Annotated in this window: 8 protein-coding genes and 1 pseudogene; all 9 read left to right on the top strand. The window is 44.6% G+C overall.

The genetic code is table 11. The annotated features are described in order from the left end of the window. Window positions 1-44: 44 nt before the first annotated feature. The 9 genes and pseudogenes from rpsB to PGW94_RS00005 all read left to right on the top strand — a co-directional run bounded on the left by rpsB (window position 45) and on the right by PGW94_RS00005 (window position 11006). Window positions 45-904: pseudogene (rpsB, locus tag PGW94_RS00045) on the top strand (30S ribosomal protein S2). A gap of 40 nt (window positions 905-944) precedes the next feature. Beyond that, window positions 945-1817: a translation elongation factor Ts gene (gene tsf, locus PGW94_RS00040; RefSeq protein ID WP_271757087.1), complete on the top strand. Its 873-nt coding sequence runs from the start codon at window positions 945-947 to the stop codon at window positions 1815-1817. A gap of 197 nt (window positions 1818-2014) precedes the next feature. Further along, entirely contained in the window at window positions 2015-2809 is a 795-nt protein-coding gene (locus PGW94_RS00035) for a metal ABC transporter permease (RefSeq protein ID WP_271757084.1), read from the top strand. A 588-nt stretch (window positions 2810-3397) separates the two neighbouring features. Further along, entirely contained in the window at window positions 3398-4243 is an 846-nt protein-coding gene (locus PGW94_RS00030; RefSeq protein ID WP_271757081.1) for a hypothetical protein, read from the top strand. Between the two features lie 372 nt (window positions 4244-4615). Next, window positions 4616-5197 carry a ubiquinol-cytochrome c reductase iron-sulfur subunit gene (gene petA / locus PGW94_RS00025; RefSeq protein ID WP_271757079.1) on the top strand — a complete coding sequence of 194 codons (582 nt, stop codon included), beginning with the start codon at window positions 4616-4618 and terminating at the stop codon, window positions 5195-5197. Window positions 5198-5199: 2 nt separating this feature from the next. Then, window positions 5200-6426, top strand: a complete 1227-nt coding sequence (locus PGW94_RS00020; protein WP_271757077.1) for a cytochrome b — start codon at window positions 5200-5202, stop codon at window positions 6424-6426. Window position 6427: 1 nt separating this feature from the next. Further along, on the top strand, window positions 6428-7186 hold the full coding sequence (locus PGW94_RS00015) for a cytochrome c1 (protein WP_271757074.1): 759 nt from the start codon (window positions 6428-6430) through the stop codon (window positions 7184-7186). 455 nt (window positions 7187-7641) lie between these two features. After that, window positions 7642-9366: a porin gene (locus PGW94_RS00010; RefSeq protein WP_271757071.1), complete on the top strand. Its 1725-nt coding sequence runs from the start codon at window positions 7642-7644 to the stop codon at window positions 9364-9366. A gap of 26 nt (window positions 9367-9392) precedes the next feature. Further along, window positions 9393-11006 (top strand): hypothetical protein, encoded by a 1614-nt coding sequence (locus tag PGW94_RS00005; RefSeq protein WP_271757068.1) that lies wholly within the window; start codon window positions 9393-9395, stop codon window positions 11004-11006. Window positions 11007-12391: the final 1385 nt, after the last annotated feature.

Below are 12391 nucleotides of genomic sequence, written 5' to 3'. Positions count from 1 at the left end.
GTTGTGCTGTGGAGGTTCAACTGTTGTGATTTACGGAGAGATTGATGGGGAATATACCTGAGTTTAGCATACGTGATTTAATAGAGGCTGGCGTTCACCTTGGGCACAAGTCCGGCAGGTGGAATCCGGCTATGGCGCCGTATATTTACGGTGTGCACAAGTACAAGGACATTCATGTCATAGACTTGAGGAAGACCGTCGTGTTGCTTAAAAATGCGCTTAATGTCTTGTACGATGTTGTACATCGTAGGGGCAGGGTGCTGTTTGTGGGCACTAAGGTACAGGCGGCTAATATTGTTGCTGAGGAAGCTGTTCGGTGTGGTCAGTATTATGTAAACCACAGGTGGTTGGGCGGTATGCTAACGAACTGGGAGACAGTTCCATCAGACGGCTGCTCGAGTTTGAAAAGCTTCTGAGCGATACAGATGCTCAGTTTACGAAAAAGGAACTTTTAATGTTCAACAAGCAGAGGGAAAAGCTTGAGAGGTCTCTTGGTGGTATTCGTGAGATGGGTGGCATCCCGCATATACTGTTTGTTATTGACACTAACAAGGAACATATCGCTATTCAGGAAGCTAATAAGTTGAAGATTCCCGTCGTGGCGGTTTTAGATACAAATTCTGACCCTAGGGGTGTTGATTATCCTATTCCCGGTAATGACGATTCTATAAGGTCTATAGACTTCTTCTGTAGGGCCGTGTCGAATACCATACTTGAGGCTATACGCTCAGACTTGATGAAGTCCGGAGTAGATATTGCAGCTGCTGCCGGAAAGGGTAAGGGTTCGTCCGTTGTTGCAGAGGAACGTGAGAAGGGTGCTGAGGTTTCTGAAAAAGAAGTTCTGAGTGGTGAAGATACGAACGTTGAAGGTGCCGTTCCCGGCGATGTAGAGTCTGGCAAATAGTAACCTCTTGTACTGTTCTTCTTGTTTTTAAGGTGGTGGAATGAAAGTTGGTGTCGAGATTATCAAGGAGTTGCGTCAGGCAACGGGTGCGGGTATTGGTGACTGCAAAGAGGCGCTTGAGGCGTGTTCTGGTGATATAGATAAGGCTAGAGAATATCTTCGCGAGAAAGGTTTGTCTAAGGCGTACAAGAAGTCACACAGGGATGTTCCAGACGGAATAGTATCTGTGTACGTTGATGGGGCGCGGGGATCGATAGTTAAATTGGGATCTGAGACCGATTTTGTTGCGCGCAACGAGAAGTTTTGCCACTTGGCTCGAGGTCTGGCTCGGCGTCTTTATGATTGCAAGTCTGAGGATATGGAGGGTTTTTCCGCTCTTCACTACGATGGTAGCTCAGGACCGAGTGTTTCAGACGAAGTAGTCTCTGCTGCAGCTGTTCTTGGTGAGAATGTTGTCTTGGGTGGAATTGGTTTTATCGAGTTGAGCGGCCCGGGCGTGATAGGTAGCTACGTGCACAGTGCTATAGGCGATGGTCTCGGTAAGGCTGCTGCTCTTGTTGCATTGGAGTCTTCTGCAAATCCTGTGGAGCTGGCTGATTTAGCTAAGCAGCTTGCTATGCATGTTGTTGCTGCGAAGCCAGAAGCGCTATCTGTGGATACGTTGAGTAAGGACGTAATTGAGAACGAGAGGAGCGTTGTGTCTAAGCAGGTTGCTGCATTGGGTAAGCCTGAATCTGTAGTGCAGAGAATAGTGGATGGCAGAATGCAGAAGTTTTTTGAGGATATGGTGCTTTTGGAGCAGGTATTCATCATTGATGGGCAGACCAAGGTCTGTGATCTTCTTAAGCAGAAGGGGCAGAACTGGGGCTGTGATGTGCGCCTCGTAGGGTATAGGCTGTTTTCTATTGGGTAGCAGCAGCTGGGCTTCTCAGTGTAGTTACATTTTAGCATGTGGTGATTTACATGTGTTGTGTTTCTGTGCTGCTGTCTGGTGTTTTGCGGAGCTTAGGGGCGGTGTGTGTTGTTCAAGGGTTTTCCTATCGCTTATTGTGTCTGTTTTGTGAAAGCGGGATGCATTTATGTTTCTTGTTTTTCGTGTTGTAGGTTGTCATGCTCAACATTCTCTCGGAGAGCTTTTTCATAAACGGTATTTGCGCAATTCTCATAGCTAGCATCATCACAGCGCCGCTTGGTTCTATGATGGTGTGGAATAGGCTATCTTACATGGGGGATAGCATAGCGCACTCTTCATTGCTAGGAGTGGGTATAGCAGCGTTGCTGCAGGTAAATGCCTCGTTGACAGTGCTATTTGTGGCATTGATCCTCGCTGTTATCATGTCGTTTGTAATTGATAAGATTCATTCAGTAGATACCATACTCAACATTATGACTAGCGTCGTAATGTCACTGGGGATGATTATATTGTCATTTGTTCCGTCATCTGGAGAGCGCATACTTCACTCACTGTTTGGTGACATACTTATGGTGAGTGACAATGAACTTCTTCAAATGCTTATTGTCTCGCTGGTTGGGGTTACCATTGTAGTATACAGATGGAGATATTGGGTATCGGTATCGATTAGTCGTGACCTATTGTTGTCTACAGGAATCAATCCCCGTCGTATAAAGATGGAGATTTTGGTCATGGCGGCACTTGCCGTAGTGTTATTTTCTCGGTCTGTTGGAATACTTCTCATTACTGCTTTTTTAATCATACCAGCATCAGGTGCTAGGCTGCTTTCCAAAACTCCGTTGCAGATGGTGTTGGTATCGGCCGCAATATCGAGCCTGTCTGGCATGTTAGGGCTAGTTCTTTCCGTGAAGTTTGATACATTTCCCGGACCTATGACAATAATAACTTCGTTTTGCTGTTTGGTTCTAGCGCAGATTTTTAGTAGGAAATAACCCTGTACCTGCTTGGGATATGGGTTTCCTCACGCTTTTGCTGGGTGAGTATCTGGGATATTGATACACATTTTACATCGTCAATAACTCCTCTTTTCGGTGCAGTACATGTCTTCAAACTTGTGTCTGCCATGCCCTTTCTTTTTAATGCTTGTTTTAGCAAAGTGATTGAGACCTGAAATTTAGTGCTCATAATATCGCAACGGCGACAACTTGAGCCTTCCTATAACTTGTGCACATTTTTTGGAGAAGTTCTACTTGCCTTGTGTTATGCAATTGTAACGAGTTTTTGCCGGAGTCGGCCAACGATACGGTTTTACACAACTGGTCTTCCTACTGTAGTGAATTGGTTTTGCTAAGTACAGGAATGCTTTCTTGCAGGGACATGTTCTAGATTTTTGCGGGTAAGGGAGGCTTTCGGAAGCTATACGTCTCGGTGGCATTGTAGTGGTTTAACGCGCATTAGGATGCAGTAGTACTATACTGGTAAGAACAGCTGCCATGGCGCAATACACCCTTGTATATACAGTGTATAAATGCGTACAAAGTTCTCACTTGAAATATAGGACTTGAGCTGATAGGTAGCTAATGATTCGTCTCAGTAAAATGATTTGGATTACATTCGTGATAGTTAAGGGCGTAGAAATGGAAGGATTGTCTCAGTTGGCTCTTGGGAGCAAATTTGGATACTGCTGCAAAATATTGTGCGCGGTGGCTGCGTCAATATGTGTACTACTTTTGTTTACCAGATCCTCAAAGGATATTGGTGCAGATTACAATGCGGCTAGAAGAAAAGAGCGTACTCTTAGGAACGATTTAAAGGCGATACGTTTGAAGCGTCTTATCATGGAGAGACGAATTAGTGATCACTTTATGCTGTTTTGTACCGAAGATCTTATTGATACAGATATTCCGCAGAGGTGGTTTTCTTTTGCAAATTGTAATCTGTCTCAACGCAATAAATTGGCGTATGGTTCGGTTTATAGGGTTGTATTTTTCCTTTCTATAGGGGCTATACTGGCTTTGGTGATCATGCGTCAACTCTCATCACATAATAATTTTGTGCTTGGGCACGCAGCAAGTAACAACACTGTATATTCCTTGGCGGTATCAGCATTTAGTGTACTTATAATATTGTGTGTTGCAGGTATGTTTTTAGAGAGAAGGAATGCCGCGTCCAAGCCCGCTGATGCGTGCAAAAAACTAAGTTCTGCTTTTATCAAGGAAAGAAAAAAGTATGACGGCGTGGTTAGTAGCGTTAAAATATACAACTCCCTTCCTGAGTGGGTGAGATACGAGATTAGGGTTTCGGAACGGTTTTCCGAGTTCATACAGGAGAAAATTTTGGCCGGCACGCTCACTGAAAAAGTGGCTGAAAAGGTGTTGAAAGAGGTAGAGCAGGAAAGTTTGGCAAATGCTGCTTTATACGCGTGAGTGGCAGTGGGTTTGTGCTGGCTGTGTGAGCGCTTACGGGTTTGCTGTTCTTGTGTTTGCTGCGCTCTATGCTCTGCGATGTGGAACAAAAGAAACAACATTGTTATGAAAATGTGATCGCAGACATGTGTATTGTTGGTTTAATGTATAAGGTATGTTCTATTTTTTCAGGTTAGGTGTAAGATAAACAGATGCCTTGCGCTGGATTGTGGAAGGTTGCTGATGTGTTGTAGTTTCGCGGAATATATCTTGATTTGAATCTTAAAATTTGGTTGTATTTCTTCTCTGTGTGTTTTTGTCGCAATATAATGGTCGTGGGCGCGTTGATTGCGTGCAGTGGTTTTGGTTTAACGTGTGTAATGGGTAGATAGTATGGCTGACGATGAGATCGCTGATGACGGTAAAGAGAGATGTGGCTTTCCTGGAGAGGTGCATAGAAGAGACTTTCTGGGGCTGACTACACTTTCCATGGCATGCATGGGTATATTTTCATTTATATATCCCTTGTTAAAGTCATTAAGCCCTTCAGCTGAGGTCATGGCGCAGTCTTCTGTTGAAGTTGATCTTACCAGCATAAAGGAAGGTAGCACTAAGGTAGTTAAGTGGCAGGGCAAGCCTGTATTCGTCAGGCGACGCACTAAAGAGGAGATAGATATTGCTCGGGCGGTTGACGTGAATAGTTTACGTGATCCTCAGAGTGATCAACAGCGCACACAAGCTGGGAAAGAAGAGTGGCTTGTTATGGTTGGGATATGTACACATCTTGGGTGCGTCCCGACTGAAGTGAAGAGTGCTGAGAAGGGGTGGTACTGCCCCTGTCACGGCTCAAAATATGACACGTCAGGCCGTATAGTTACAGGGCCAGCACCGTTGAATCTTCTTGTGCCAGACTACTATTTTGTGGATGATAGTGTCATGGTTATTGGGAAGAAAGGCTCTACGTCACAGGGGTAAAGATGCTAAAAAACGAAAACAACGATTCTGACGTGGGGAAGGGTGTATTGGCTTGGATAGAATACCGGCTTCCCATATGTGCTTTTCTGAAGGAGTTAGCTAATTACCAAGTTCCTAAAAATCTGAACTATGCGTGGAATTTTGGGTCCCTTGCGGGTATTGCACTCATTCTCCAGATAATCACTGGTATCTTTCTTGCGATGCACTATACGCCGCATGTTGATTACGCGTTTGACAGCGTAGAGCGCATAATGAGAGATGTACATTATGGTTGGCTAGTGCGCTATACCCACGCAGTAGGGGCGTCTTTCTTCTTCATTGTCGTGTACATACATATTTTTCGGGGGCTTTACTACGGCTCGTACAAGAAGCCTAGGGAGCTTGTGTGGTTTGCGGGGATAATAATATTCCTTGTTATGATGGCAACTGCGTTTATGGGGTATGTATTACCCTGGGGGCAAATGAGCTTTTGGGGCGCAACTGTGATAACAAATCTTTTCTCTGCTGTGCCGTTGGTGGGGGAAAGTATAGTAAGGTGGCTATGGGGCGGCTTTTCTGTGGATAATCCGACTCTTAATAGGTTTTTTGCGCTGCACTATCTGCTTCCGTTTACTATACTGGGTCTTGCGGGGCTACATGTGATCGCGTTGCACAGATTTGGTTCTGGGAATCCCAGTGGCGTTGAAGTTAAGGATAAGCGCGATACTATTCCCATATATCCGTACTTCATAATAAAGGACTGCATTACTTTTGGACTCTTTTTCATTTTTTTGTACCTATTTGTCTTTTACGCTCCGAATTATCTAGGACACCCGGATAATTATATCGAGGCCAATCCTATGGTCACTCCGGAACATATAGTGCCCGAGTGGTATTTTTTGCCATTTTATGCAATGCTCCGTTCCATACCTAGTAAGCTACTGGGTGTTATTACGATGTTTGGTTCAATACTAGTATGGTTTTTGTTACCGTTTATTGATACGTCCAGGGTGAAAAGTGGTAAATACCGGCCAGTCTTTAAGGTATTCTATTGGGTGTTTGTTTTGAATTTCTGCTTCCTGATGTGGGTAGGTGGTCAGGAGGTTAAGGAGCCGTTTGTGACTCTTGGAAGGATTTCCACGCTGTATTACTTTTCGTACTTCGTTATTGTGTTGCCTGTGCTTGGAAAGTACGAAAAGTGTAAAAAGTTGCCAGATACTCTGAGTGATACTGTTCCGGAGATGAAGTAGTATGATGATGCGGTTTGTGTCACTTATAAGTATTGTTCTGTTTGTGGGTATTACGGGGGCAGTTGAGGGTTCTCACGTTAAACCTAGTGGCCCGGTGCCTAAGTGGAAGTTTTCAGGTATTTTCGGCACGTTTGACCGTCCTGCTGTGCAGAGAGGGTATCAGGTGTACAGGGAAGTTTGCTCAAGTTGCCACTCAATGAGGAAGATTGCGTTTAGAAATTTGCGGGAAATTGGTTTTTCTGAGGCGGAAGTGAAGGCGATTGCTGGGTCTTACACAGTAACTGATGGACCCAATGAGTCTGGTGACATGTTTGAACGGCCTGGTATCCCGTCTGACTACTTTCCGAGCCCATTTCCAAACAGAGAGGCTGCAGCTGCTTCTAACAACGGTGCATATCCGCCCGATCTATCATTGATTATTAAAGCTAGGCACAGTGGTCCGGATTATGTATACAGACTGCTTACTGGGTATAAAGGGACAGAAGCCGACGAGAATGGGCTATATTCTAACTCAGCCTTTCCAGGAGGTAGGATAGCTATGGCGCCGCCACTGTCCGATGATTTGGTGAGTTACTTAGACGGAACTTCCTCTAAAGTAGAGAATATGGCATTCGATGTGGTCAATTTCTTACAGTGGGCGGCTGAACCCGAGATGGAAAGCAGGAAAAAATTGGGTATCAAAGTAGTAGTGTCTCTCATGATAGGCACGGTACTTGTCTTCATAGTCAATAAGAGACTGTGGAGTGTGCTGTATAAGTAGTTGCACTAGGGCATTTGTTTTTTTAGTTATGGGAAGCTGTGAGGAGTTTGGTGCTTTCTGCGTTGCTATGCATGGCATGTACTTAGGTTAAATTGGCCAGATTTCCTTCATTATGCATGTGAGGAAGCTTCTTTTTGTTATATTCTGCTGTTCCTGTCTTGTTTCCAAAATGTGAAGTTATACTTTTGCATGCGTTATTGACGTTTTGTGTGAAGGGTATAATTTTAAGGAGCCTAAAAAGCCCTGCCATCCGAAAATACACACAGACTCGCGCTGTTTTCGCATCTATATCTATTGTTTGTGGATAACCCGGGTGATTGGGTATATTGCGCGTATGTTCATTCCAAGAGTTTGTATGTGCGTAGGTGTACCTAAACGCAAGTGTATATTTTAGTTGTATTAGCGATACAAATACTGTAACCTGCGCTGTGTATTGCTTTCGAGGGTTTTTTGCTATGCGGACCAGGTTGGCGTTGTGCGCGATTTCTTGCTTTGTGTCTTTGGGGATAGGGTTAGGTGCAGATGCCACGGTAAATATGCCGGATGAGGTGGATGTGTTCCGTACTGGCGAGGACGTTGCCGCAATAGATGAGGGGGCTAATTTCTCGTTTGATGGCAGGGTGACATTCTATAACTGGGGTGGTGTTGGTAAGGTGCCTGATATTAGGATGCCTGATCATGTGCCGTCTCGCCCAAGCATCAAGCACCCTTTGTTAGGTAATATGCGCGACGCGGTAAATGTTGTTGGCGAGCCGGAGCGGCGCAATTTGGGTTGGAGTGGCGACTGTGATTTCTCAGGAGAAATGTCTTTTGAATATCTGGGCAACTCTGGAGTTTCTTACGGTGCTGATTTCCAAGTGCTAGTGCCGGCTGTGAGTTCTGCGATCGAGGTTGGTAAGGCGTTGGTGAATAGGGGGAGTCGCATTTATTTGCTGTCCCGCATAGGTAAATTTTCTGTGGGATATCAGCAGGGTGCTGAGTCTGTGAAGCGTAGCAACTTTGATGATTTCATAAGAGGATTGGATTCTACGCTTCTGAAGTATCAGCTGCCTCTGCTCAAGGGGGATTTCTTTTCGCATGGTGGTGGTCAGTGGTGGCTATCAAATACCGCTATCCTCTATCCTGGTCTTTATAGTGAAAGTATCTCACGTTCCAATAATTACCTCGATTACTATGGTATAGATGGGCAGGACAGGTATTACAGTAAGTATTTTGTGAATAATCTTCCTCTGAGGATTGCATACCAGTCTCCGTCGTTCTTTGGTATGCAGGTGGGTCTGAGTTATTCTCCTACGGGGTATGCGCCTGACTTGTTTACTGCGTGGTTGCCCGAAGATGCACGTATTATGACTCTTCATGATAAACGAATGTCGCATCCTAATCTGGATGTTGAGGTTTCATTCCATAAAAACATAAGTAAACTTCAGGAGCGTATGTGGCTGATATCCAAGTACTTGGGTAAATATAGGCGGGTTTATAATCGCTTCGCAGGTAGACAGTATGCTTATGCTCCGTCGTACAAGAGCATTTTAGGTGCTGCGTGGTCCGTGAAGAGGGTATTCCGCGTTGGGAGTCACGATGTGAATGTCGATCTTTCGTTGAGCTCCGAGTATGCGCCTGCGGGGCCAAAGTTGCATACAGAAGATGTCATAGTGCCAGAGGGTTGGTTCAGATCACTTGCTGCTGCGGAAGTTTCCGCATCGGTTAAGGTACGCGGGTTTTCCGTAGGTGGGAGTTACGGATACCTTGGGAAGTCTGGGTATCCTGAGGGCCCGTGGGCTGGGACTGAGGTATTTTGGGATGAGGTTGAGTCAGATGACACCCTAAAGCCATCAAGCTATGTAGCTGTTGGTGCTGGGTATGCTATAGGTCCTTTCCGTGTAGATGGAGCGTATTTCAGAAGTAGGAAGGGTGGGTACTTGACGCTGGTTAATCTTAGTGACCTTGGTATGCGGATGAGTTATGAGCTGTACAAGGGTGACGGTATGCGCTGCGTGCTGTTTACGCAGCTTCATAAGGTGAGGGCTGATTATAGATTTTCACAGGGGTTCACTGATAGGTGGGATTATACGCCTCTGATTGTTTCTATGGGAGGTGGTAAGAGTAAGGGAGACAGAGGTATAGAGCCTCTGCGGTACGATTTCGGCGTGCTAGTTTTTGGTGTTAAGCTTGCCTTCTAGAGTGTGGATTTTTAAGGAGTGTAGAGATGTTTAGTATGAGGAGTTCTGTGGCGGCTTTATGTGGGGCTGTGTCGCTGCTTTTAGCATCGTCGGAGAGTGTTCTTGCTTTGTCTTCATCGGGTCCGCAAGCTTATGACAAGGAACGTGCGTTTGTAACGGGAAAGGTTTTGTCGTACGCATGGCTGCTGAGCGATGGGGATGTGAAGGGTAGTGAAGAAGGTCGTGAGTTGGCTCTTAAGATATATGGTGCTAAGGTCGGCTATCGAGATTATGGGTATATTGGGCATGGGGATGTTTTCTCTCCTTCTAGGAATTCAAATGCCTGGGGGGCGAATTACGATGCCGTGCTGTCGATGGGATTGCGCTCGAAGCGGGATGCGCTTGGTAGCGTCTATGGTGCTGACTTTACTCTTATAGTGCCTGCTGGTTCGGGTGGTGGCTCTGTGGTTTACGGTAGTCCAGGGGTTGGTAGTAGAGTGTTTGCAGATACGGTTCTGGGTAATTTCTCTATGGGATACCAAGAAGGTGTTGAGGCTCTGATGAAGGTGGATGTGTTGGGTAACATGTCCGGAGAGAGTGGAAGCGCGTGGGGTAGGTATCTGAGGAATTTTTTGCGATATGCAAACGGAGTTCCGTTCCATATGTATCCTGGTCTTTATAGTGAGAATCTGTTCCGCTCCAGAGGGAGTTCGGATAGAGTGAGTGGCTTTTCCGCAAAGTTTAGGGATGTGTTGAATTCTATGCCCATGAGACTATCTTATGTGTCGGAAAAGATGGGTGGTGTAACTGTTGGGTTCAGTTATTCTCTGTCTGGGTATCGTGATGATACGTTTAGGGGTGGCGATTTTACTGTAGATCAAGGTGTGACCAGTGTTAAGTATGTAAGTTCATCGCAAGAGTTGGTTCACGAAAAGAAGATGTTGACTGTGACTCGTCCCAGGTTTGATTTCGGTCCGGTATACAAGAATATACTCAGTGGTGCCATCCGCTACGACATAGGGTCAGAAGATGGTGCAACTTTGGGTGTTTCTCTTGCTGGGGAGTATGCTAAGCCTAAGAGAAGGTCTGATCTCGTCCCTGGACGTGATGACGGCAAGAAGGAAGAGGGGGTGTTTATAGAGTATAACAACCTTGAGGCTGTTTCTGCCGGGATCGAGTCGGGTTATCGGGGATTGAGGTTTGCTGTTGGTGGAGGATATCTTGGGAAGTCTGGGCGTCCTAAGGTATATGTTACAGATAAGATTCGCGGAAAGATACCTTACGTCAAGGATGTGCCGTCCTATTATCTTGCGTCCTCTTTGTCTTATACTAAGGGTGCGTTTTCTGCTAGTGTAACGTACTTTGAAAGCATCTTGGCTCATAATCCTCCTGCGGTTGACTTTGGTCACCAAGTCGACTTTTTAAAGTCTACTTTTGATGGTGAGAACGTGCTGCGTGATATTGTTGTGGGCTTTGCTTACAGTCTATACAAGAAAGGTACCACAAGTCTTGATACCTTCTTGAACTGTCATATGTTCTTTACACGGCATAGTATCAATGTGCACAATCTTGTTGATGGTCGTGTGTTTGAGCGTGGTAAGACGTATAAGAACACACATGATGGTGCTATAGCGGTGTTCGGTCTGAAGTTTGGGTTCTAGCGTCGCGCTGGTTTTTAAACCATTTGTGTACTTTTCTTATGTTTGGGGCAGCGTATGTGCTGCCCTTTCTTTGTTGTAACGTTTACGCAAATCTTCTGAAATCGCTCCTTGGTTCATGAGCGTAAGGCATGGATCTTTATCGGAAAAATGTTTGTTATTTGAGTCATCGTAGCAGTTGTTTACTCTGCTATCAGATGAGGTTTTTTATAGTTGGGAGAGCTGTGAAGTTGCGTTTGTGGAAAACGGCAGTACGCTCATGTGAGCTGTGTTGCACTTTGATTTTAAATTGAGTCATTGTTGTATAGGTACTCTAAAGCATCAAAAAGATTGTCGGAGTACAGCCATGACGCTGGTTAAGATCATAGAAGTAAAAGTGGTTGCCAGAGTTCCTTTGTAGATATGGCTTGTATCAGGATCTTGTCAGTTTCGCCTGTTGTCAAAAAGTAAGTTACATGCGTTATTTATGAGATAATTTCTGACCGGGATTTCTGGCAGGACCATTAATAGCAAAATGTTTTACAACACAACTTGTCAGTGCACTTTTCAGCTATAGAGCCGGCTTATAGTGCGAGCTTGTGTGTTCGTTCTATGACTATCAGCGCATCAGTTCATATAGGTCTGCTACGATCATCTGCGACCATTTTTGCAGGTATTGTTATGCTTCGAAGCACGGTGGCGGTAAATGCAGTTATGGAAATTCGTTTTGCTAGAGCAAATATGTGACGTAATCATGGTCCCGCTTCAGTTTCTTGTTATGTGCATTAAAAGAGAAATAAGACTCTATTCCCGGGCATCATTATTTTACTCTATGCGTATTTCCGCAAAGAGGCAGCACGCAAATTCAAAGATTATAATGCTGCACGAATTGTGACATTACCCGAACATTCGATAGTGCAATATAACCTGCTCACTTTGTTTCCAGTATAGAAAGAAGGGCACAACAAATGAAAATGTAATGTGATACGTAAGGCTATAACCGCCAGCATAGGCAGGTCGCAGTATGTTGCGAATACTGTGATCAGAGGCATTATAGATGCCGCTATCTCAAGCTTCAGGTACGACCTCACAGTTTAGCCTACCACTGGCGAAGCAGTTAATATCTTTCCATTGCGCAATATTGTAGCTTTGACGACCGCTTGACGATGATCATCGCAGGAGCTTTCAGTTTATTTTTAAGGATATTACAAATTCAAACCTAATGAACCAGACTTAGATTTATATGTTCTATCGTAAATTATTACTGATAATTTTCCGTTATTTTGTAGAAAAGTACTTTATATTACGTTATATAAGTAATATTTCTGTATAAATATTATGAATTTTTATTATTAATCCTAATAGTTTAGGTTATAACGGCATTAATTCCTTGACAGATCTGTCATACC

It is taken from the genome of Candidatus Anaplasma sp. TIGMIC, assembly GCF_028204095.1.
In the GTDB taxonomy this organism is placed as follows: Bacteria; Pseudomonadota; Alphaproteobacteria; order Rickettsiales; family Anaplasmataceae; genus Anaplasma.
This window is presented reverse-complemented; position numbering and strand designations above follow the sequence as displayed.

Bases quoted from the DNA above. Each gene is read 5' to 3' on its own strand.
- tsf (WP_271757087.1), top strand. From the start codon at position 945: ATGAAAGTTGGTGTCGAGATTATCAAGGAGTTGCGTCAGGCAACGGGT.
- PGW94_RS00035 (WP_271757084.1), top strand. From the start codon at position 2,015: ATGCTCAACATTCTCTCGGAGAGCTTTTTCATAAACGGTATTTGCGCA.
- PGW94_RS00030 (WP_271757081.1), top strand. From the start codon at position 3,398: ATGATTCGTCTCAGTAAAATGATTTGGATTACATTCGTGATAGTTAAG.
- petA (WP_271757079.1), top strand. From the start codon at position 4,616: ATGGCTGACGATGAGATCGCTGATGACGGTAAAGAGAGATGTGGCTTT.
- PGW94_RS00020 (WP_271757077.1), top strand. From the start codon at position 5,200: ATGCTAAAAAACGAAAACAACGATTCTGACGTGGGGAAGGGTGTATTG.
- PGW94_RS00015 (WP_271757074.1), top strand. From the start codon at position 6,428: ATGATGATGCGGTTTGTGTCACTTATAAGTATTGTTCTGTTTGTGGGT.
- PGW94_RS00010 (WP_271757071.1), top strand. From the start codon at position 7,642: ATGCGGACCAGGTTGGCGTTGTGCGCGATTTCTTGCTTTGTGTCTTTG.
- PGW94_RS00005 (WP_271757068.1), top strand. From the start codon at position 9,393: ATGTTTAGTATGAGGAGTTCTGTGGCGGCTTTATGTGGGGCTGTGTCG.